The organism is Mycobacterium sp. (assembly GCF_049281135.1).
GTDB lineage: Bacteria > Actinomycetota > Actinomycetes > Mycobacteriales > Mycobacteriaceae > Mycobacterium.
The window spans coordinates 14,588-35,023 of sequence record NZ_JBAPRN010000592.1 but is presented as its reverse complement, the minus strand read 5'-3'; the positions used below and the strand labels follow the sequence as shown (position 1 = coordinate 35,023).

Sequence of the window (20,436 nt, the reverse complement as noted above, 5' to 3'; positions counted from 1 at the left end):
ACCCAAGGGTGACAACTCGGTGGTAAGCCTCGATGTGCACCTCGGGGGCCCCGCGTTGTTCGGCCCCATCGGAATGATGGTCGCCGCGGCGTTGAAGAGCGATATCCGCGAATCGCTGCGTAGGTTCGTCACGGTCTTCGCGCCTGCCTGAGGCGACTTCGCGGGACTGGCGCTGCGCGCTGTTGAAGCCGTCAACCACATCCGCCACACAGGCCTCTGAGGCAACAGGCCAGTGATACTTTGCCCGCCTCACGGCGACAAACTAAGGCCCCCAGGGTATTTGTCGCTGATAGCCGGGCACGACGAACAGTCCGATCCACCCGAGTCTGATGTGACCACTAGATCGGATGACAACGCCCACCGGCCGTTAGCCGCTACTGTCGCACTATGCCCCGCATACGCCCCGGCTGGATGGTGGCGCTGTGTGCCGCGATCGTGTCGGTGAGCGCATGGCTGCCGTGGCTGACCACGGGTATCAGCGGCGGCGGCTGGGCCAACGCGATCGGCGGCAGCATCGGCAGCCTGCATCTGCCGCACGGGTTCGGGCCGGGTCAGCTGATCGTGTTGCTGTCTTCGGCCCTGCTGGTGGCGGGTGCAATGGTCGGCAGGGGATTGTCGGTGAAGCCGGCATCGGTTGCGGCGCTGGTGATCTCGCTGGTAGTCGTCGCACTGATGGTCCGGTACTACCATGTGAACGTCAAGCCGCCGGTATCGGCGGCCTACGGCTTGTACGTCGGCGGCGTTGCAGCATCGGCTGCGATGCTCTGTTCGATATGGGCGTTGGCGTCCTCGCTACGGGGAAATCGCTAGTTGACGCTGACGTGTGCGCCCTTCAGTGGCTGGGCGCATTGGTCGCAGTTCAGTTGCCCGACGAACGGCTTGCTGCAGCCGAGATGGGTGATCGCCACCGCCGGGCCCTCCGGCGCGTGAAACCAATGTTGCCCGCACTGCAACGCGGCGGTGATCACCGGGAAGAACGCCCGCCCTTTCTCGGTCAGCTGGTAGTGGTCGCGCGCCGGCCCGGCCTGCCGCGATACACACAGCACACCGTTGGCGCAGAACGTCTGCAACCGTTGAGTCAGCAGCGACGGCGTCGCTCCGAGCTGGGTCTGAAAATCGGTGAAGCGGGTGGTTCCGAGGAAGGCGCACACCAACAGGGCAGCCGCCCAGCGGTTTCCGAACACGCTCATCGTCTCGGGGAACAACCCGGCCTGACCGCGCTCACCATCGGCTGCCGACCGGCGACGGGTGATCGCCTCGGGCACCGAACGCGACCACGAACCGCTCGGGCCCCAGCGCGCCGCCACCTCCTTCTCGGTCACCGCCTCACCGCACGATTGGCAGGTCAAGGTCGGCGCGAAGTCGTTGTCGCACAACGTGTGATGCATCGCCGGAAGCCGGTCGATGCGATCGGGCACCCACCGTCGTTCCCACTCCCAGATCGACAACAGCACCGGCCAGAAGGCGCGTCCGCGCGCGGTGATCAGATACTCGGCGCGCACCGGCCGGGTCTGATACACGGTGCGGACCAGCAACTCGTTATCCGTCAGCACGCGTAAGCGGCTGGCCAGCACCGAATTCGAGATCGGCAGCCGCGCCATGAATTCGCCGTAGCGGGTCGCGCCCAGCAACGCCTGCTGAATGATCAACAACGTCCACTCGTCACCGAGCAGGCCGAGGATCCGGCCCACCGCGTTGGTGCCGCCGGGGCTGAGCAGCGTGGGCGTCGCCGGCGGCATTCAGAGTCCGATCGCGCCGGCGGGGGAGTCGGCATCATGCCAACGGCGTAACTGCGCACCCGGCGCCCAGGTGGCGTGGGTGCCGCTGGAAATTCGTTCGGGCAGAGCAATTTTGCATACCGGCCCGTCGCTGAACCGTGCGGCGTCGAAGATCACGCAGTAGGATGCGTCGGCGTCCATGTCGGTGGTCAGCGTGATCAGGTAGCCGTCGTCCTCGCCGGAGGAATTCAGTCGCGGGGCCATCGCGGCCTCGCTTCCGAAGACCCCGTCGGCGAACTGATAGTGCTGTTCGCCTCCGGTGCGCACGTCGTGCTTGACCAGCCCGTCGAACAGGAACCAGCCCGGCTTGCCGGTGGCCGCATAGGTGTAGCGGTAGTTGCCGGCGGCGTAGTCCGGGTTGATCGTCCCGAATTCGGTGATGGACTCTGACAATTGCTCTTCCTTGACTTCGCCGGTGACCAAGTTGAACCTCCACCGGTGCAGTCGGGCCTCCAGCCGATCCAGCGCCAAGAAGCGAAAGAGCTTGTCCCACTTCGTTCCGCCGGTGTCGAGTGGCTGCGGCGCGCCTTCGTAGAATCCGTCGAGCACAATCTCGTCGCCGTCTTCGTAGGCGTTGGTGAAATGCAGCACGAAGGTCGGATCGGCCTGGAACCACCGGATGTCGCCGGTGCCGCCGCGGCGTGGCAGCACCGCGAAGCGTGACGGCATGTCAGGGTAGAACCGCGGCAGATGCACGTCGTGCGTGAGCAGCTCGGGATCCCAGAACAGCGGGAAATCGTTGAGGATGACGTAGTTCTCGGTGTAGGCCATGTCGTGCGGCAGCCTGGGGCCGGGCAGCGGAACGTCGACGTAGTGTGCCAGATCATTGTTTTCGTCGACGACGCCGTAGTGCATATAGGGCGCCTGCTTGCTGTAGTTGAAGAACAGCAGCTCGCCGGATTTGGGGTCGACCTTCGGATGCGCGGACACTCCCCACTGAGAGGGAAAGTGGCCGTTCCAGGTCTCCTTGCCCAGCGTGTCGGCAGAGAATGGGTCGATCCGGTACAGGTCGCCGCACTGGTAGAAGCTGGTCAGCGCGACACCACGGTGGACGATGACGTCGGTGCTCGACGCGTCCTTCATCCGGGTGCGAGCGCCCCAGCCTTCGTCGCGCTTGGCCAGTTGCACCGGTTCGGCCAGGCCCGGCCACAGCGGCCCGCCCGCCTCGTTCTCGGCAAGGAAGCCGTCGGTGCGGACAAAACGGTTGCGGTAGAAGGCGTTTCCGTCACGGAACCCGACGACGTGCAGCATGCCGTCGCCGTCGAACGGGTGGTAGGTCTTCATCGACGGGTGCAGCGGGTTCTCGGTGTTGCGCAGGTAGACACCGTCGAGATCGCGGGGGATTTCTCCCTCGACGGCGATCAGGTCGTCGGCGTCCCACTCACTGGTCTGCGGCCGCCACGGCCCGGTTCGGTACGGGTGGTCGTCGTCTTCGGGCAGGGTCGACAGGAATTTGGCTACGACTTCGACGTCCATGTCACGCTCCTTCGGTTGCGCGGACGACGAAACTGACCGTGGTGGCGGTGCTGCCACCGAAGTTCAGCGTGCCAAAGGCTTTCGCGCCCTCGACCTGGTAGTCGCCGGCAGCGCCGCTGACCTGTTTTGCCGCATCGACGAGCATCCGAATTCCCGATGCACCGACCGGATGGCCACCGCCGATCAGCCCGCCACTGGGGTTGATCGGCAGCCGTCCGCCGATCTCGATTTCGCCGTTTTCGATGGCCTTCCACGATTCGCCCGGTCCGGTCAGGCCGATGTGGTCGATCGCCAAATACTCACTGGGAGTAAAGCAGTCGTGTACCTCGATCCCATGCACATCGTCGAGGCTCGCCTGTGCGCGTCGCAGCGCGTCAAGCGCGGCTGCCCGCACATGCGGCATGACGTACGGGTCGTCGGCCGCGCGGTCGAGTTTTTGTTGCAGGCCCAGTCCGACGGTGCGATGACCCCAGCCCGCGATGCGCGCGACCGGCCGAGCATCCGGATGATCGCGAAGGTATTTATCGGTGACCAGGACGACTCCCGCTCCGCCGTCGGTCATCTGGCTACAGTCGAACCGGCGCAGCCGGCCTTCGATGAGCGGATTGCCCGCGTCGTCGTCGGAGATCGGATCGGGCACCGTCCATTCTCTGGTCTGCGCGTTGGGGTTTCGGCGCGCGTTGCCGAAGTTGACCTGTGCTATGGCCCGCAGATGGGTTTCGTCCAGTCCGTAGCGGCGGTCGTACTCGTCGGCGACGGTGGCGAACATCGACGGCCAGAGATATTTCGCGCCTGCCCCTTCGTGTCCGGTCCAGGCCGCTGCGCCGAGGTGACGCGCCGCGGTGTCACCGTGGACGGTCTTCTCGAGTTCAACGCCGAGGACCAACGCGGTGTCGTAGTTGCCGGCCCGCAGATCGGCCATCGCTGCCAGCGCGGCCACGCTTCCCGACGCGCAGGCGGCCTCGTGCCGCGACGCCGGGGTGTCCCACAGGCCGTCGCACACGGTTGCCGGCATGGCGCCGAGGTGACCCTGTTCGGCGAACATCTCGCCGAATGCATTGGCAACGTGAACCACGTGGATGTCGCCGGCGTCCATCTTTGCCGCGATCAGGGTGGCGTCGACGACCTCGCGGGTCAGATCCGCGAAGTCACGGCCCTCTTTGGTGAGGTTTCGGGCGAAGTCGCTTTGATAGCCGCCCAGAATCCAGACGTCAGTATTCATAACCGCACGCTACTACAACTAAGAGAGTGACACACCGGATCTGGCATTTATAGACGGCCTCACCAGCTCTCGGCTGAACCGGCGAGACCTAGGCGAACGCGTCGGTCGACCAACGCGTCCCCCTCTCTACGCGCATTACCGTCGAAGGCGGGAGACAAACCTCAGTCCGTGGAATCGGACTAATCGTCTCCGCGGGCAACTGGGTTGGCGGCATCGGAACTCCATTGCGACCATGAGCCGGGAAACAGCGCTGCCCGGTAGCCCATCGCAGTGAGCGCCGCGATCGAAATGGCGGCAGTGACACCCGAGCCGCAGTACGCCGCCAGTCGGCCGTCATCGTCGATGCCGCGGTCCGCGAGCAGTGAGGCTAGCGCGTCGGGCGTCAAAAATGTGCCGTCACCAGCGAGCACAGTGCCACTGGGCAGGTTCTTCGCGCCGGGGATGTGTCCGGCGACAGGATCGATCGGCTCGACGTCACCGCGGAAGCGTTCGGGTGCGCGCGCGTCGAGCAGCGTGAAGTTATCGACCTGCTGCGCAGTCAGGGTCGGCAGCGCTCCGTTATAGAGATCCTCGTACAGCACGGTCGCGTCGCCCGGTGGCGGCGTGAACGAGTCGGTGGCCAGGCTGCCCCCGGCAGACCGCCACGCGGCGAGGCCGCCATCCAGGATGCGCACGTCGGCGATGCCGGCAGCCGACAGCACCCACCAGGCCCGCGCCGAACCGGCTCGATTCCAGTCGTCGTAGACGACGGTGGGCACGCCTTGGCGGACGCCCCACCGCCGCGCCGCAGCCTCGACGCTGCGTCCGGAGGGCAGCGGATGCCGCCCCCGACCGGTGACGCTGTGGTCGCTGAGCTCGTCTTCGAGCGAGACGTACACCGCGCCCGGGAGATGGCCTTGTAGGTACGACGCCCGCCCGTCGGGCTCGTCGAGCCGCCAGCGCGCGTCGAGGATCGCCGCGGGTTGGCCGGTGTCGATGAGATCGGTCAACTCGGCGACGCCGATCAGTACCCGGGGGGTTATGGCTTGAATCCCAGGTCGTGCAGAGCGTCGATGCAGCCGTTGATCCAGTCAGCGGGATTCGCCGGTGGCGCCCCTCCGCCCATCTCGACTTGGCAGGCACTCGCAGCGGTGTAGCCGTTTTGCATCTCGCTCTTGAGATAGGAGTGATTCTGCGGGGTCGAGAAGTAGTCGTGTTCGGACTTGTAGCCGTCCTTGTAGGACGGGCTGTTGGCCGGGCCGTGCGGACAGCCGCCGGGAGGGCACGGCGGGTCCGCGTGCGCGGGCGACGCCACACCGATCGCGGTGACTGCGATAGCCGCAGCGAGAAAAGAGCGGTCGAACATATCGGGCATCATTCCACGGGTGCCTGTGGGCGTAGGGCGGAACATTGCCAGGCAGGCGTACGCTCGCATCGACTTTCTCACGCATCAGCCAAACTGGATGGGCAAGCTGGTGGGCCCGCTCATGCCGAGCAACGGCTTCCACGGCGGCGATCCGATGCGCCGCGGATTCGGCAAGCGGCGGGCGAGGATCTTGAGCGCTTCGGCGAGTTCGCGTCGCGCCAGGTTGGCGCCGAGGCAGTAGTGCACCCCTCCGCCGAACGTCAGGATGGGTGGTGGGTCTTCGCGGGCGATGTCAAAGCGTGTCGGATCGTCATAGACGGCGCTATCGCGATTCGCCGCGTAGGTGTTCACCAGGATGAAAGTGCCTGCGGGGAAGGTGTAGTCGTCGATCGTCACGTCATCGGTGACGCTGCGCACCGTGCTGCACATCGACGGTGAATGCCGCATGGTCTCCTCCACGGCGCGCATCGCCAGTTCGGGCTGGTCGCGCAGCAGCGCCCACTGATCGGGGTGGTCGCAGAGCACCTGCATGGATGCCGCCAGTTGGCTGCGCGTGGTGTCGGTGCCGGCCACCAGAATGCTGAACGCCAACATGCGCAACTCGCCGGCGTCGAGGCGGTCGCCCGCATCTTCGATGCCGATCAGCTCGGACAGCAGGTCGTCGGTCAGGTGTTGACGCCTCTGCGCGACCATGTCGTCGATGTAGTCGTCGAATTCAGCCCACGCCTTGAGGATGACGGGCTCTTCCTCGGTCAGATCGCAGTCGAAGCTCACGATCTTGAAGATGTCCTCGGCCCACCGTGAAAACTGTTGCCAGTCTTCACGAGGTGCACCGAGCAACGCGCAGATGATCGGAATGGGATACGGCCGGGCGATGTCCGCGACGAATTCGCAGCGGCCCGAGTTCGCGACGCGATCGATGAGCTGGTTGACGACGGTGTGGATGGTGTCGTCCAGGCCCGCCGTCGCCCGCGGCGTGAAGGCTTTGGATACCAGGCTGCGAAGTCGGCGGTGCTCGTCGCCTTCCATGTTCAAGATGCTGCGGATGACTCGGTCCCATAGCGGGCCCGACGTGATCCCGTGGGCGGACAGATGAATTCCCGGAGGGATGACGAACCGTGGATCACGAAGCACCGTCCGGGCCAGTTCATACGAGAGTACTTCGGGGCCAATGGGTCCCAATGCGATCGGCGCCGTTTTCTGGGCTGCATGGAACTGCGGATAGATCTGCTGTGGGGTGTCGGTAAGGTCATAACTCAGCGTGGGTAGTCCGGCGTCGAAAACACTCGGCCTGGCCGCGTCAACGGTCACGACATCTCCTAGCTGGTGGCGTCGTCACGGGATATTCGTCGACAGCAAGGTCAGCGGAAGGCCGAGGACCGATAGGTCGATTTCGTCGAGATACGAACCCTCACCGGAAATGCTCTGCCGGAAGCGGATTTTCGACCCGTAGCGGTCGGTGACGGCTTCGGCCTCGGATGCCCCCGGGACGCGGAGCACCACGGTGTACACGCCGTCGCCGTTGCGCTTCACGAACTCACTGACGGACGCCGCCACATCGGCGGTCGCACCGGGGATCGCGCTGATCAGTTCGATGCCGCCGTTCCAATCCAAATGAATCTTCAAACCGAGTTCAGTCAGCTCGGTGTTCTCGAAGCTGAAGCCGAGTTCGGTGAACATCTTTGCCAGCGCCGCTTGGCGTTCCGGCGCAACGGCGAACACGACGTGATGGAGCTGCGTATCTCGCTGCTCAGACATTGATGACTCCACGCGGAAGTAGTAGCGGCAGATCGTTATAGGTCGCAATGCCGGGTGGCGCGGCGACGACGGCCGGAATCGCGGTGATGGCCGGCACGGCTGTGATGGTCAGACCGAGCAGGATGTATTCTTCGATCGTCTCTGCGACGAAATCTGCGGGCGGCTCGAACGCGAGGGTTGTCTTGATCGTCGGTCGGCCTTCGACGGTGATGTTGTAGCCGAAGCCCATCGTCCAGGTGGGCGCCAGCGATTGACCCTTGGTCCACACCCCACGTACCTCGACGACGTCACGCTCACCGACAAAGCCCTTCCAGCTCACGTCGATTCCCGCCACACAACCCTTGGCGATGACCCAGTCGCCGGGCAGGTGGACGTCTTCGGTGGCTTGGGCATACTCAGCCTCGCAACGAATCTCGTCGAGCTCAACCCCGAGCGCGTCGGCGACGACGAGGACGGCTTCGCGGAAGATCCCCGACCCCCCCTCGGTCACCGCCAGCAGGTCCGGGTAGTCGATCGGATATCCGAACCCCATAATCTTCTCGGTCTCCGGCGAGTTGTAGATCGTCGTGTCAAACGATTCCACGATGCACACCCGGTCGATCCTGTCCGAGAGCCCTGCAGAAACGATCGCAAAGAGTTCGATGAAGCCGGGGTTCAGGCCGCTGCCGAAGATCGTCGACCGACCGAGTTCGCACGCCCTGAGGATGCGTTCGCGCCCGTCGCCGAGTCGATGGCCGGTGATGAACTCCGACGTGGTGACGACGTTGATGCCCGCCTCGAGAATGCGGACCAGATCGTCGACGTTGGCGAACATCTGGTTGTACACCACACAATCGGGCTCAAGTGCGAACAGGGCGTCGATGTCGTCGGTGGCCAGCAAACCGAGTGGTTCGATGCCGCACAGGTCACCGACGTCGCGCCCGACCTTGTCCGGCGACCACGCGTAGCATCCGACGAGCTCGAGTAGCGAGTTCGCGACGATTGCGTGTACCGACTTCGTACCGATGTTTCCCGTCGTCCACTGAACGACCCGAAGGGTCACAGAGCCGGAGCGCCATGCTGCCGGGCCACCCGCGCGTCGTGGATGCGCACCAGTTCGCGGAATTTCAGCCGGTGATATTTCGGAACCGGCTGGATGCCCCACTGGTCGCGGGCGGTGTCCTTGCCCTCGGCGCCTTCGGGTGGCCCCAACATCGGATAAGGGACCTTGCACTCCAAGGTGTCGTCTGAGTAGCGGACCTTGAGTAATTCACTGCAGATCTGGGTCAGGCTCAGCGTCGGATAGCCGTAGTAGACCGCCATGAAGGGCAGCGTGAAGGCACCTTCGATGACGAGGGCGACCAGACAGACGATGACGGCCCGTTTGATGTATCTGTGCATCCTGGCGTAGTACGGCGTGGTGCCGGGGGGTAAGTCCTCGGCCGGGTCCTTGTCTTCGGTGGACGCCGGTGCGGGTGGCGGTGAAGTCACAGCTGCGCTCCTTAAAGTGTTCAGTTGGTGAAGATTTCGCGGTTCACCGTGTGCAGATACGGGATGGCCAGGAACGGTGTGATGTAGAAGATGTCGTAGAGCCACCAGCCGATGACAGGGAAGACCACGCCCGCGTAGCGGACGTCGGCGTACATGGTCATGTTGAACACGTAGGCGCACCAGATCACCACGCCCATCCAGCAGGTGATGATCATCCATTGGTGGCCCCACCGCTTCATCTGCAGGAAACCGATCGCGGCGGCACAGCGCATCGTGAACACCGTCAGGATCAGCCCCGCCACGTACGCTTTCTCGCCGGGGCCGGCGGCGCCGCCGACCCACAGTTCGTTGTAGTGCCAAAAGTAACCGGCATCGAACATGTTGCCCCAACCGACCATCAGTACCCGGTTGATCAACGTGTGGTTGGCAACGAGATCCAACGCCCAGCCCAGGCTGTTGAGTGCTCCGTCGATCAGCACGAGATAACCGATCAAGGTGACGATCATCGGCCGCACCGACAGGCCTGCCCGTAAAGCCTGGCGCTGCAGCCAGACTCCGCGCATGAAGATGGGGAAGCCGATCAGGCCCGGCGCCCACATCCCCATCAGTGCCGCGCCGACGATCATCCACTTGTCTGCGCGGCGTTGTGCCAGACGGGATTCGTCGTGATGGTCCTCGAGGCTGACCGGGTCATCGGGGCGCCGGTTCAGTAGCGGGACATTCACAATTCCCACCAGCCGCGCGCGAAGGACATGTAGAGCTGAATTCCAAACATCAGCAGCAGGTAGCCGTAGATGACGATCTGCAAGATGATGAGCGCCTTCTTGCGCTGCCGTTCCTTCTGATCCATAGTCGTGGCTCCTTTCGCGGTTGTGCTACTGAGACGTGCGCGAGCTGTCGGCGGGAGCGAGGCTGGCGACCGCGACCTCGCGTAAGCCGTCGTTGATGGCGCCGTCGGTCGACAGTGGCGCGAGGATGCAGGCTTCGGCCGCCTCTAATTCGCTTGCACCGGAGGCGATCAGCTGCGCGGCGGTGACCAGGACGCGGGTAGACGGCGGCTCGAAGTGGAACGCGTGGTCGGCGGTCCGGATGGCGGTGGCGCAGGCAACGAGCCTGCTCGCGGTCGAAAGCTCGATGCCCGCTTCGGCGACGACCACATCGGCTTCGCGGTCCGGGGGCAGGTACTTCATCGGAAGTGTGACGAACCGCTGGCGGAACGACGGCTTGAGCTCCTTGAGGGAACTGCGGTAGGCCGGGTTGTAGGAGCAGACGAGCATGAAGGTTTCGGGCGCTTCGACCACTTCGTCTGCCCGGTCGAGGTAGAGCGCACGGCGGTGGTCGGTCAGCGAATGCAGGATGGCCAGTGAGTCGTGCCGTGCTTCGACGACCTCATCCAGGTAGCAGATCGCGCCGGCTTTCACCGCCCGGGTCAGTGGGCCGTCGGTCCACACCACATCGCCGCCGGTCACCATGAACCTGCCCACGAGGTCCGAACTGGTCAAATCGTCATGGCAGCTGATAGTGACCACGGGTCGGCTCAGCAGCAGGCCCATGTGCTCGACCAGCCGTGTCTTGCCGCAGCCGGTCGGGCCGGTGAGCATCACCGGCAGCCGTTGCTGATAGGCCTGCTCGAACAACTGGACTTCGTTGCCATTCGAGTAGTAGGTGTCGGTGGTCATGCGCTTACCAGCTCACGGTGAACGTGGGCCAATACCCTCGGCAGCTCCTCGACTCGCCGGATGCGTTGGGAGCGAAGGGGTCCGAAGACCTCGGGAAGCGGGTCGACGCGGGTCGGTCCGACACCGAGGTAATAGATGGAGACGCCCGCGTCGTTCGCTTCCTCGACCGCGTGCGCGACGTCGGCCCACGCATAGCGACCCTCGTAGCCCTCATCGGAGATCAGGCCGTCGCCGATCACGATGAGCAGCCGGCGCTCGGAGGGCTGCGCAAGAAGCCGACTGGTCAAGTGGCGCAACGGTGCGCCGAGTCTGGTGTAGCCGCCAGTGGTCAGACCGAGTCGGCCCGGCGGCACGAACCGCCGATCGTCGAAGTCCTTGAGGCAGTTCACTTCGACGCGGTGTCGCGTGTTGCCGGTGAATACGAAGATTCCGTGGCGTTCCCGCGCGAGCGTCATCGCATTCGACAGAGCGTCGGCGCAGGCCAGCTCCAGCTTGAAGATCCGTCCGCCGTGCACACCCAATGACGAGCTGCCGTCGAGCAATAGCGCCGTGTTGACGTCGCGGCTGGTGGGCAACAAGTCGCGAAAGATGCGCGGCTCGAGCGCGTCGCCGGTCGCGAGGTCGATGTAATGACGCACATACTGCTCGACGTCGAGGTCCGAGCCGTCCTCCAGGCGGTTCTTCATGGCCCGGTGGGTGCGTTCTTCAAACCATTTCCGCAGCTCTGCGGACGCGGGACCTGGTGAACGCGTCGTGCTGGCATGCGTGCGTTCGAGAACGGCAACATGGTCTCGCATGAAACTCTTTGTCCAGGAATTCCATTCGGGGTAGGGGATGCCCGGGCGGTGCTCTGGAGTGATATCGAGGTCATTGTCCTGAGGCCGGCTGGGCGGCGGGAGGTTGGGATTGCGCACGCCGCCGTCGCCGCCGACTGGAACGGAGTACGGACGCGGCAGGCGCTTCTGCGTTGTGGTCCAAGGCATTCTGCCGAAGCTTCGACGCAACTTGTCGGACAGACCCTGGGGCGCTGTGTAGGCCAGGGGCAATCGGCCCACGAGTGGAGGAATGCTCAGCTGCGCGCCGCTGCGCGACATCGAGATCGCGCGGTTGACCATCTCGCCGGCATCCGTATCGGCGGGCAACGCTGGGAGGTCCGGCAGCATCCGGTGCGCTTCCACGAGCAGTCCGGGCCAGTTCGAGGCGATCCAACCCAGGGCCACGCCGGCCTCGACGAGAGTGATCGCACGCAACTCGCGCGCCGACAGCTCGTGCAGTCGAAACGTTGCGAGTCGCTCCTTTGACGGTGAACATTGAAGTGCTACACCGCATGTCAGGGTCCTGCGCGTCCAGCCCTTTTCGATTGATGGATATGGGACCTGCACGAAATCGAGTTGTGAACTCAGGCTGAACCCACGGTGCTCGCCGGTCACCAGGCGCACACCCTCGCGACGTCGCCCGCTGAGGGCGACAGCCGTGACCGCGCAACTGCGTTCGATCGCCATTGCGTGTGCGTCGGCAAGCTCGATCATCGAGGCTCAGAACGTGCCGAGATTCGAGAACATCCAGTACCAGAACCAGATGACCAGCCCCGTGCCTCCCCAGGCTGCGACGTAGCGCAGTATCTCCCAGATCCAGTCCATTTCAGACCTCCTTGTTGATGGGTGGTGGCATGCGCGCTTGGGTCATCGGACTTCCAGACCGCGCACGGCGGTGGCGATCAGTTTGGTCAGCATCGTGTCGCGCTTGTCAGCGTTGTCGGTGCTGGTGAGTACTCCGTAGATGCCGAGCAGGAAGAACGTCGCACTGTAGAAGGCGTCCACTTCCGGATGAACTTCGCCATCACCTCGCGCCCGCTCGATCTCATCGACGAGCAGAACGATGACGGGATGATCGCTCCAGTTGTCCTTATTGGGGCGTGTCGGCGAGAAATGCAGCGCCAGAAGCTCTTTGAAGAGCAGCGGGCCGAGCCGCTGCTCCAGGCCGGCCACAAGATGGACCACTTCTGTCAACGCGGCAGCAAGCCCGTGTGCTTCCTCGAGGTATGTGGCGAACTGCGCGGCGATGCGTGCTTCTTCGCGGAACTCCAGGTCAAGGAGTACATGCTCCTTGCTGGGGAAGTGGAAGAAGAACGTTCCGTGCGCGACGCCCGCGGCTGCGACGATCGCGTTCACATCGGCGCCTGTCATGCCCGAACGCTTGAACTCGGTGATCGCCGCGCCGAGTATGCGCTCCCGGGTTTGTCGCCGACGCACCTCGCGTGCCGTGGCCTTGACCTGTGGCGTCATGGTTCAGCCTTTGTAGCGCGATTACTGACCAGAGTCAATGATTAGAGTCAACAACGAACCAGTTAGTCGGTGAAGATCTCGCGGTTGACGGTGTGCAGATACGGGATGGCCAAGAATGGGGTGATGTAGAAGATGTCGTAGAGCCACCAGCCCACGACGGGGAAGATGACGCCGGCATAGCGCACGTCCGCGAACATTGTCATGTTGAACACGTAGACGCACCAGATCAGCACGCCCATCCAGCAGGTGATCACCATCCATTGCTGGCCCCATCGCTTCATCTGCAGGAAGCCGATCGCGGCCGCGATCCGCATGGTGAACACCGTGAGGATCAAACTCACTTCGAGGGCTTTCTCGCCCGGCCCGGCCGCACCGCCGACCCACAGCTCGTTGTAGTGCCAGAAGTAGCCGGCGTCGAACATTGCGCCCCAGCCGTTCAACAGGATTCGGGCCAGGATGGTGTGATTGGCGACCAGGTCGAGCGCCCACCCGACCGTGTTGATGGCGGCGTCGATGATGACCAGGTAACCAAGCAACGTCACCAGCATCGGGCGGACCGACAGGCCGTCGCGCCGCGCCTTGCGCAGCAACCACACCCCGCGGAGAAACAGTGGCAGGCCGAAGATGCCGAGGGCCGCGGTGCCGATGAGGATACTGCCCGCGATGAGCCACTTGTCGGCCTGCCGCTGGGCGAGGTGCGACTGCTCGAAGTGTTCGTCGAGCTGACTGCCCGCGGTGGTCAATGTGGGCGGATTCAAGGACTCCTCCTACCGATCGGCTGGCCCGATCTTCCCGCAGAGACTGACTGTCGTCAATCAGTTACTGCGTTGAAGGCTGCGCAGCGTGCTGGCCACGTAGTCGTCGAGCATCGCGCTCTGCGTAGGCCAGTCGTGTGTCGTGGTCAGCAGCGCGTAAAGACCCAGCAGGAAGAACACCGCGCTGTTCACCGGAACGACCTCCGGTGCAACGTGACCCAGATGTTGGGCCCGCTCGATCTCTTGGGCGACCCGCACGATGACCGGGTGCTCTTTGCTTTCGTCGGCGGGGCGGGTCTGCGAGAAGTGCAGAGCAAGAAAGTCTTTGAATAAGCTTGCGCCGAGGCGGCGTTCCAGGCCCAGGATCAGTCGAACTGCCTCTTTGAGGGTGGAGGACAGGTCGTGCGCGGCGCCCACATAGCGGTCGAGCTGTTTGGCGATGCGTTCCTCTTCGCGCCGTTCGAGTTCCAACAGCACATGTTCCTTGGTCGGGAAATGAAAGAAGAAAGTGCCGTGCGCAACTCCGGCGGCCGTAACGATCGAGCCGACGTCGGCATCTGCCATGCCGCCCCGTTTGAACTCGGCGATGGCAGCGCCCAGTAGGCGTTCCCGGGTCTGTAGGCGCTTGGTCTCGCGCGCCGACGGCTTTTCCACCGTTGCCATAGTGCATTTCCTCTGATCCGGGGTCCCTACCCAGTGTGCAGAATAGTCGCCGGGGCGGCCGCCTGCGCGTTTCATTCCGTTGACTTTAGTCAGTTTTATTTGTTAGATGAGCACACGACCGGGCGAGAGGATTGGGATGGCGCTTGAACAATTCAATCTGGAAGGCCAAGTCGCGATCGTTACCGGCGCTGGGAAGGGCGTCGGGCAGGGCATTGCGAGGGTCCTCGCGGAGGCGGGCGCAACCGTAGTCGGCACTGCGCGTACGGAATCCGACATCCGCGGAACTATCGCCGGTATCGAAGATGCCGGCGGCAAGGGACTGGCGCTCGTCGCCGATGCCATGAGCCGTCCGGACAGTGATCGGGTTGTCGCTACGGCGATGGAAAGCTTCGGGCGCATCGATATCCTGGTCAACAATGTCGGGGGTTCGACGTACGCGCGCTTCCTCGACATCACCGACGAGGACTTCCGCCACACCTTCGACTGGTGCGTTACATCGGCATTCATCATGAGCCAGCTCGTGGCGCCGCACATGATCGAGGCCGGCCACGGCAACATCGTCAACATCTCCTCTGGCTCAGCCCGTTTCGGCATCCGCGCGCTCACGGCGTACTGCGTCGCGAAAGGTGGCCTTGAGGCCCTTACCCGCGCGATGGCGCAGGAGCTTGCGCCGAAGGTCCGCGTCAATGCGATAGCGCTGGGCTCGTTTGCCACCGACGGCCTGCAAGGGAGTCTCGACCTGATGCCTGGGTCGCAGGAGAAGATGCAGGAGGCGACGCCGCTGCATCGCCTGGGCGACGTCGCCGACCTTGGGCGGCTGTGTGTTTATCTCTCCACCCGGGACTGCTACGCGACCAACGCGATCTTTCATGTGGACGGTGGCATCGACTCGAACAACTCGCCGTTGCCGATTCCCGACTACTGATCAAGGACGAACGCAGGATGCGCAGAGTAGTTCAATTTTCGACCGGCAATGTCGGCGTCCATTCGTTACCGGCGATCATCGGTCGGCCCGATCTGGAATTGGTCGGTGTGCATGCCGCCAGCCCGGACAAGATCGGGCGTGACGCCGCCGAACTGTGCGGGTTGAGTGAGCCGACCGGCATCATCGCGACCGATGACATCGACGCGCTCATTGCGTTGAAGCCGGACTGTGTGGTGTACACCGCACAAGGTGAGACGCGGCCGATGGAAGTCATCGAACAGATGTCGAACTTCCTTGCCGCTGGCATCAATATCGTGGCGACATCGATGGTGTGGCTGGTGACTCCTCGCCAGGCGGACGACTGGCTGCGGGTGCCGCTGCAACAAGCCTGCGAAGCCGGCAACGCCTCGCTGTATGTGAACGGCATCGATCCTGGCTACTCCGGCGACACCGAGGTGCACTCCGCGCTGAGCCTGGTTACCCGCGCCCGGGCGATCACCGTTCAGGAAATTTTCGACTACGCCAACTACGACGACTACGAATTCACAGGCAAACAAATGGGTTTCGGTGTAAGTGCCGAGGACGATACGCCGATGCTGTTCCTGCCGGGTGTCCTCACCACGATGTGGGGCGGTGCGGTGCGCAACCTCGCCGATCAGCTGGGCGTGCAACTCGATGAGGTTCGACAACGCATCGAGCCGTGGTACACCGACAAACAGATCGAATGCAAGATGGCGACAGTGGAGCCGGGACAGATGGCCGCCGTGAAGTTCGCGGTTGAAGGGGTTCGTGACGGAGTTCCGGTGATCACGATGGAACACATCACGCGGCTCACCGCTGAATCGGCCCCGGATTGGCTCTATCCGCCCGATGGCCGGCCGGGCGTTCACCGAGTCGTGGTCGACGGGGATCCTCGCGTCGAGCTGAACACGCATCTGTCACACCCAGGGCTTGACGTCACCGAGGCGGGGTGTCTTTCGACCGCTGCTCGGGTGGTCAATGCGATTGACTGGGTCTGCCGCGCTCCCGCAGGCCTGATTGCCGTCGAAGACATCCCGCCGGCAGAAATCATTCGCGGACTGATGTGGTGACAGAACCTAGACCGTCGAGCGGACGGGCGGCGGGCAAGCGAGTGCTGATCACCGGTGCCGCACGCGGTTTGGGGCGCAGCCACGCGCTCAGGCTCGCCGAGGAGGGCGCGGATCTCATTCTCATCGACCTCTGTAAGTCCCTGCCGGAGATCGAATACGAGTTGGCTACTCAGGAGGACTTAGCCGAAACGGTGCGTTTGGTCATCGAGCACGGCGGTCGCTGCGTGAGCCGAGTCGCTGATGTCCGCGACGAAGCGGCATTGCGCTCGGCGGTCGACGAGGGCGTTGACGAACTGGGTGGGTTGGACAGCGCCGTCGCCAACGCCGGAGTCCTGACCGTCGCCCCTTGGGACAGAACAACTTCGGACCACTGGCGCACCGTGGTCGATGTGAACCTCATTGGGACGTGGAACACCTGCGCCGCCGCGATACCGCATCTGCTCGTCCAAGGTGGCGGGAGCTTGGTCAATATCAGCTCGGCCGGTGCGATCAAGGGATTCCCGCTTCAAACTCCGTACACCGCCTCCAAACACGGCGTCGTAGGTCTGACGATTGCGCTCGCTAATGAGCTTGCCGCACAGAGCATTCGGGTCAACTCGGTGCATCCCACCGGGACGCCCACCGGAATGGTTCCGCCGTCGTTCGGTGCCACTCTCGGTGAAGAGCGTCCGGACCTGATACCGATGTTCGTCAACGCGATGCCGACACCGTGCATCGAGCCCGTAGACGTCAGCAACGCGGTGCTGTACCTGATCTCGGATGAATCGCGTTTTGTCACCGGACTGCAGTTCAAAGTCGATGCCGGAGTGTCGATCAACTAGCGGTAGTGAACTCGGAGGAGGAGCAATGACGACGGTCGAGCAAGGTCACGCAAAGCCAATCACGTCGCCGGTCGACAAGAAATATCGCGTAATCCAATGGGGCGTGGGCAACGTCGGAACCATAGCGCTCCGCCATTTTGCCCATAACCCTGCCTACGAACTGGTTGGAGTGCTCTGCAACCGCCCGGAGAAGGTCGGCAAAGATGCCGGCGAGCTCTGCGGCAAGGCGCCGACGGGTGTGTTCGCCACCAATGACAAAGACGCGATCGAGGCACTGGAAGCCGACTGCGTCTTCTATGCGCCGCTGTGGTCTGATCCCGATGAGGTCTGCCGTCTGCTGCGTGCAGGCAAGAACGTCGTCGCCTCCGGTGGTGCGTGGTGGTACCGAACCGAACACAGCCAAGCGGATATCGACAAGATCCATGCCGCGTGCCTCGAGGGCGGCACCTCGTTTCACGCCGGCGGTGTCAATCCCGGTTTCGCGGGAGACCTGCTCGTTCTCACGCTGGCCCGAATCGTCAGCCAGATCGACACCATCCACATCTACGAGGTGGTGAACTTCGGCAGGGACACCTTGAAGTACCTCTACGAGATGGGCATGGGCAGTGATCCGGCCGGGTTTGAGGACGGCCCCAATCTGCTCGGGCAAGCATGGCCGTTGTTCGCACAGTCGATGGCCATGATCGTCGAGGGAATGGGCAAGACAGTCGAGAGATACACCACCGAAGTCGAACTCGGGGTCGCCACCCGCGACATCCCGTTCGAAGGTGGGGAGACGAGCGACATGCCGGGGTTCAAAGGCGTGATCAAGAAAGGCAGCGTTGCACGCCAGCACCATAAGTGGACGTCCTGGGTGAACAAGAAGCCGCTTGTCGTCTTCCACGAGATCTACACGATGGACACCTTCGATGCTATTGAGCCACAAGAGGACTGGCCGCAGCATTATCACTACCGCATCGTGATCGAAGGTGATTCATCCACCGAGCTCATCCTGCAAGGGGCCAAGGATCCCAACGGCGGCTACGCGTTGCCCGGCTACACCTGGACCGCGATGGGCCCGGCTAACGCGATTCCCGCCGTCGTGGATGCACCGCCGGGGTTCATGAGCCACAACGAACTCGGATTGGTGCCACTGCGGGGGGTCATCCGCCCGTAGCGCTGCGCCGAGAGCACGTGAATGGGCCGACTTTGTCGGCGGCACCAATTGAGTAGTGGATTACCTACATGAAGCAAGAGGGGCGCTGAGAAGATCGACCAGAATGCCGCAACAGGTGAAAGGCCCCGGGCCACTCCTGCTTCAAGCAGAGTCCACGCCCCGTAGCAGACGATCCCGACCGGCTTCCCCGAAGTGATGAAGTCACGCACGAAGGAGACCACCCGATTGTCGCTGGAAAGCCGATCAGATTTCACCGTCCCGGGCAGCAGCAGCAACGCCTCGTACTCGTCGACCCTGGCCGACGCCATTCGCTGCGAGCAGCGCGATTCTCAAACTTTGCAGGCCTTCGGCCATGTCGTACTCCACTCAGCAACGTGTGTAAGTGGGAATTTTTCGCTTATGCAAGCTTCGCCCTTGCGGACGTGTATCTCCTGCTCCCTCCGGAGCAAATCTGTTCAGCGGTATTCGTCCCGCCGTGACAAGCGGGTAACGCTGGGGTGACGCCCGATTGGGCGCCCTTGATGGACACGACCGGCGTGCGTCGCAAACCCGGTCTCCGGCGGCCGTTACTGCGGTGGCGGGCCGCTGAGGCTTTGTGCACCTCGGCCGATTCACTCAGCAGTACCGTCAACTGTTCGGCGAGGCCCCTTCGCAAACGCTTCGCTCGTCGAACCGTTAACCGTGGCCCGTCGCTGCGCACACCGTCGGTAAGACTTCGAACCGCTCAATCAGACCGGCTCCGGCCAATGTTTTCACGACCGGACTGGCATGCGATGCCACCAAACAGAATGAGATGTCGCATTCTCCGGCCACCGCCGAGGCGGAGACCAAGGCGTCGACAATGGCTTTATGCGCAACGCCGGCGCTTGGGCGCGCGAAGTTGCGCGTGGTGGGACTCGTTACAAGACCTCTACACCATCCATATTTACGCCATCCCAACTACGGCACGCGCATCGAATGGTCAGATGGCAACGTCGAGGAACTGTAGCGGTCGCCGACGGGCTCCGCGTGATCCGTCGCAATCACGCTTGCGTCGCGAAGAGCAAAGCAGTTTCTCGCGACACATCGTTATTGATGCGCGCGGCCGCCGCGGCGGGATCCATCGTCACCGGCGCGTCGGCGAGGATGCCGGCGGCAGCGTGGAGCGCATTGGACGCCAGTGGCTGCCACTTATCTAGCCATGCGGAGATCGCGTCGGCGTTCGAAGGCGTGTCGCTGATCAGGTGGCGCAGCAGTGCGGCCGTCCACGCACGATGCCAACGGGCATCTTCGTCGAGCGAGAAGTGAATGCTGGTCAGGATGGGATCGCCGTTGGCCGTTGCCAGGGCGCCGGCGATTTCTTGATTCACCAGGCGATCAATTCGAGGCTTGATGACCGCGTTCGTCACGACAAAAGCCTCATCCCAGTCGTAGGCGATCAGCGCGTATTCGATGAGCTCGCGAAGTGGCTGGAGCGCAGGCGCATCCTCCCACGCAGTCTGTTGTCGCCGTAACGTCGCCGCGTCGAGCGGGCCTCCGTTGACTTGCGCGGTGCGGTAGGCGATGCGCTGAACGCGGCGCATCTCGTCTGCGGCCTGGAAGGCTGCGCAGTTCGTGATGCGGGAAGCAGGCGCCATCTGCGCGACGTAGGCGGCAAGCATTTGTAAACCGTGCACGGGATAACGAAGCGGGAAGTACCAGCGGTCGAGGAACCGCAGCCAGTCGACATCGAGCCGGCGGTCGTAGCCGGTGTCGTCGATCTCCCGAAGGAGCCCGTCGATAACGTCTTCGCGTCCGTCTTGCACCTGGGTGTATGCGCGATACGTGGTCCGCCGTGGGTCTGCGAACTGTTCCCAGTTCTGTGCTTGCAGGGTCGCGCCTTCACGGTGGCGGTAATACCAGTCGACGACGGGAAGGTCGGCCGTCAGCTCGAACCGACGTGGGTAGTTGTAGTGAAGGTCAGTGCTCAACAGCTCATACTCGAGCGGGATACGCCGGCCTGCCGCGAGCCGCGTGTAGGTCTTGCGGCCAGG

22 protein-coding genes and 2 pseudogenes are annotated in these 20,436 nt (G+C 63.5%); 6 read left to right on the top strand and 18 right to left on the bottom strand.

Annotation, left to right across the window (positions count from 1 at the left end; all coding sequences use genetic code 11):
- Together WAN02_RS23335 and WAN02_RS23330 are read left to right on the top strand one after the other, a co-directional pair.
- A pseudogene (locus WAN02_RS23335) lies at window positions 1-151 on the top strand (toxin); the annotation flags it as partial.
- Window positions 152-387: 236 nt separating this feature from the next.
- Window positions 388-810 carry a hypothetical protein gene (locus WAN02_RS23330; protein WP_422266828.1) on the top strand — a complete coding sequence of 141 codons (423 nt, stop codon included), beginning with the start codon at window positions 388-390 and terminating at the stop codon, window positions 808-810.
- On the opposite strand, the gene WAN02_RS23325 is transcribed toward WAN02_RS23330, so the two are convergent.
- From WAN02_RS23325 to WAN02_RS23250, 16 genes are all read right to left on the bottom strand, one after another.
- Entirely contained in the window at window positions 807-1,739 is a 933-nt protein-coding gene (locus WAN02_RS23325; protein ID WP_422266826.1) for a winged helix-turn-helix transcriptional regulator, read from the bottom strand. The genes WAN02_RS23330 and WAN02_RS23325 overlap by 4 nt on opposite strands.
- A complete protein-coding gene (locus tag WAN02_RS23320) occupies window positions 1,740-3,254 on the bottom strand; it encodes a carotenoid oxygenase family protein (protein ID WP_422266824.1) in 1,515 nt (504 codons plus the stop codon).
- A 1-nt stretch (window position 3,255) separates the two neighbouring features.
- Window positions 3,256-4,476 (bottom strand): acetyl-CoA acetyltransferase, encoded by a 1,221-nt coding sequence (locus WAN02_RS23315; RefSeq protein ID WP_422266822.1) that lies wholly within the window; start codon window positions 4,474-4,476, stop codon window positions 3,256-3,258.
- A 179-nt stretch (window positions 4,477-4,655) separates the two neighbouring features.
- Entirely contained in the window at window positions 4,656-5,498 is an 843-nt protein-coding gene (locus WAN02_RS23310; RefSeq protein ID WP_422266832.1) for a sulfurtransferase, read from the bottom strand.
- Window positions 5,495-5,821, bottom strand: a complete 327-nt coding sequence (locus tag WAN02_RS23305) for a hypothetical protein (RefSeq protein ID WP_422266820.1) — start codon at window positions 5,819-5,821, stop codon at window positions 5,495-5,497. The genes WAN02_RS23310 and WAN02_RS23305 overlap by 4 nt, the downstream gene beginning before the upstream one ends.
- A gap of 84 nt (window positions 5,822-5,905) precedes the next feature.
- Window positions 5,906-7,132, bottom strand: coding sequence for a cytochrome P450 (locus WAN02_RS23300; RefSeq protein WP_422266818.1), 1,227 nt, complete (start codon window positions 7,130-7,132; stop codon window positions 5,906-5,908).
- A 24-nt stretch (window positions 7,133-7,156) separates the two neighbouring features.
- Window positions 7,157-7,579, bottom strand: coding sequence for a hypothetical protein (locus tag WAN02_RS23295; protein ID WP_422266816.1), 423 nt, complete (start codon window positions 7,577-7,579; stop codon window positions 7,157-7,159).
- Window positions 7,572-8,621, bottom strand: coding sequence for a dihydrodipicolinate reductase (locus WAN02_RS23290; RefSeq protein ID WP_422266814.1), 1,050 nt, complete (start codon window positions 8,619-8,621; stop codon window positions 7,572-7,574). The genes WAN02_RS23295 and WAN02_RS23290 overlap by 8 nt, the downstream gene beginning before the upstream one ends.
- Window positions 8,618-9,049, bottom strand: a complete 432-nt coding sequence (locus WAN02_RS23285; protein ID WP_422266812.1) for a hypothetical protein — start codon at window positions 9,047-9,049, stop codon at window positions 8,618-8,620. The genes WAN02_RS23290 and WAN02_RS23285 overlap by 4 nt, the downstream gene beginning before the upstream one ends.
- Window positions 9,050-9,069: 20 nt before the next feature.
- A complete protein-coding gene (locus WAN02_RS23280) occupies window positions 9,070-9,774 on the bottom strand; it encodes a hypothetical protein (RefSeq protein WP_422266810.1) in 705 nt (234 codons plus the stop codon).
- Window positions 9,771-9,899: a hypothetical protein gene (locus tag WAN02_RS23275; RefSeq protein ID WP_264072759.1), complete on the bottom strand. Its 129-nt coding sequence runs from the start codon at window positions 9,897-9,899 to the stop codon at window positions 9,771-9,773. The genes WAN02_RS23280 and WAN02_RS23275 overlap by 4 nt, the downstream gene beginning before the upstream one ends.
- 25 nt (window positions 9,900-9,924) lie before the next feature.
- Window positions 9,925-10,728 carry a CbbQ/NirQ/NorQ/GpvN family protein gene (locus WAN02_RS23270; protein WP_422266808.1) on the bottom strand — a complete coding sequence of 268 codons (804 nt, stop codon included), beginning with the start codon at window positions 10,726-10,728 and terminating at the stop codon, window positions 9,925-9,927.
- Window positions 10,725-12,257 carry a nitric oxide reductase activation protein NorD gene (locus WAN02_RS23265; protein WP_422266806.1) on the bottom strand — a complete coding sequence of 511 codons (1,533 nt, stop codon included), beginning with the start codon at window positions 12,255-12,257 and terminating at the stop codon, window positions 10,725-10,727. Before WAN02_RS23265 ends, WAN02_RS23270 begins: the two co-directional genes overlap by 4 nt.
- Before the next feature lie 153 nt (window positions 12,258-12,410).
- Complete coding sequence (locus WAN02_RS23260; RefSeq protein ID WP_422266804.1) at window positions 12,411-13,013, bottom strand: TetR/AcrR family transcriptional regulator; 603 nt, start codon at window positions 13,011-13,013, stop codon at window positions 12,411-12,413.
- A gap of 62 nt (window positions 13,014-13,075) precedes the next feature.
- Window positions 13,076-13,771, bottom strand: coding sequence for a hypothetical protein (locus WAN02_RS23255; protein WP_422266802.1), 696 nt, complete (start codon window positions 13,769-13,771; stop codon window positions 13,076-13,078).
- Between the two features lie 57 nt (window positions 13,772-13,828).
- The gene (locus WAN02_RS23250; protein ID WP_422266801.1) at window positions 13,829-14,431 is read right to left on the bottom strand and encodes a TetR/AcrR family transcriptional regulator; all 603 of its coding nucleotides are present in this window, start codon (window positions 14,429-14,431) and stop codon (window positions 13,829-13,831) included.
- A gap of 136 nt (window positions 14,432-14,567) precedes the next feature.
- Here WAN02_RS23250 and WAN02_RS23245 point away from each other — a divergent pair, with 136 nt between their 5' ends.
- The 4 genes from WAN02_RS23245 to WAN02_RS23230 are packed head-to-tail and all read left to right on the top strand — an operon-like array spanning window position 14,568 to window position 18,424.
- Window positions 14,568-15,356, top strand: coding sequence for an SDR family NAD(P)-dependent oxidoreductase (locus WAN02_RS23245; RefSeq protein WP_422266799.1), 789 nt, complete (start codon window positions 14,568-14,570; stop codon window positions 15,354-15,356).
- A gap of 17 nt (window positions 15,357-15,373) precedes the next feature.
- On the top strand, window positions 15,374-16,447 hold the full coding sequence (locus tag WAN02_RS23240) for a dihydrodipicolinate reductase (RefSeq protein ID WP_422266797.1): 1,074 nt from the start codon (window positions 15,374-15,376) through the stop codon (window positions 16,445-16,447).
- Between the two features lie 41 nt (window positions 16,448-16,488).
- Window positions 16,489-17,268, top strand: coding sequence for a mycofactocin-coupled SDR family oxidoreductase (locus tag WAN02_RS23235; RefSeq protein WP_422266830.1), 780 nt, complete (start codon window positions 16,489-16,491; stop codon window positions 17,266-17,268).
- A 25-nt stretch (window positions 17,269-17,293) separates the two neighbouring features.
- Window positions 17,294-18,424, top strand: coding sequence for a dihydrodipicolinate reductase (locus WAN02_RS23230; protein WP_422266795.1), 1,131 nt, complete (start codon window positions 17,294-17,296; stop codon window positions 18,422-18,424).
- Window positions 18,425-18,552: 128 nt separating this feature from the next.
- Here the strand turns inward: WAN02_RS23230 and WAN02_RS23225 are convergent.
- Both WAN02_RS23225 and WAN02_RS23220 read right to left on the bottom strand, forming a co-directional pair.
- Window positions 18,553-18,732: pseudogene (locus WAN02_RS23225) on the bottom strand (DJ-1/PfpI family protein); the annotation flags it as partial.
- Between the two features lie 714 nt (window positions 18,733-19,446).
- Entirely contained in the window at window positions 19,447-20,373 is a 927-nt protein-coding gene (locus WAN02_RS23220; RefSeq protein WP_422266793.1) for a toluene hydroxylase, read from the bottom strand.
- Between the last annotated feature and the right edge of the window lie 63 nt (window positions 20,374-20,436).

What these genes read in the sequence shown, in the direction of transcription:
- WAN02_RS23325 (WP_422266826.1), bottom strand. Translation starts at nt 1,739, where the DNA reads ATGCCGCCGGCGACGCCCACGCTGCTCAGCCCCGGCGGCACCAACGCG.
- WAN02_RS23230 (WP_422266795.1), top strand. Translation starts at nt 17,294, where the DNA reads ATGACGACGGTCGAGCAAGGTCACGCAAAGCCAATCACGTCGCCGGTC.
- WAN02_RS23275 (WP_264072759.1), bottom strand. Translation starts at nt 9,899, where the DNA reads ATGGATCAGAAGGAACGGCAGCGCAAGAAGGCGCTCATCATCTTGCAG.
- WAN02_RS23315 (WP_422266822.1), bottom strand. Translation starts at nt 4,476, where the DNA reads ATGAATACTGACGTCTGGATTCTGGGCGGCTATCAAAGCGACTTCGCC.
- WAN02_RS23320 (WP_422266824.1), bottom strand. Translation starts at nt 3,254, where the DNA reads ATGGACGTCGAAGTCGTAGCCAAATTCCTGTCGACCCTGCCCGAAGAC.
- WAN02_RS23240 (WP_422266797.1), top strand. Translation starts at nt 15,374, where the DNA reads ATGCGCAGAGTAGTTCAATTTTCGACCGGCAATGTCGGCGTCCATTCG.
- WAN02_RS23250 (WP_422266801.1), bottom strand. Translation starts at nt 14,431, where the DNA reads ATGGCAACGGTGGAAAAGCCGTCGGCGCGCGAGACCAAGCGCCTACAG.
- WAN02_RS23305 (WP_422266820.1), bottom strand. Translation starts at nt 5,821, where the DNA reads ATGTTCGACCGCTCTTTTCTCGCTGCGGCTATCGCAGTCACCGCGATC.
- WAN02_RS23260 (WP_422266804.1), bottom strand. Translation starts at nt 13,013, where the DNA reads ATGACGCCACAGGTCAAGGCCACGGCACGCGAGGTGCGTCGGCGACAA.
- WAN02_RS23265 (WP_422266806.1), bottom strand. Translation starts at nt 12,257, where the DNA reads ATGATCGAGCTTGCCGACGCACACGCAATGGCGATCGAACGCAGTTGC.
- WAN02_RS23270 (WP_422266808.1), bottom strand. Translation starts at nt 10,728, where the DNA reads ATGACCACCGACACCTACTACTCGAATGGCAACGAAGTCCAGTTGTTC.
- WAN02_RS23330 (WP_422266828.1), top strand. Translation starts at nt 388, where the DNA reads ATGCCCCGCATACGCCCCGGCTGGATGGTGGCGCTGTGTGCCGCGATC.
- WAN02_RS23245 (WP_422266799.1), top strand. Translation starts at nt 14,568, where the DNA reads ATGGCGCTTGAACAATTCAATCTGGAAGGCCAAGTCGCGATCGTTACC.
- WAN02_RS23295 (WP_422266816.1), bottom strand. Translation starts at nt 7,579, where the DNA reads ATGTCTGAGCAGCGAGATACGCAGCTCCATCACGTCGTGTTCGCCGTT.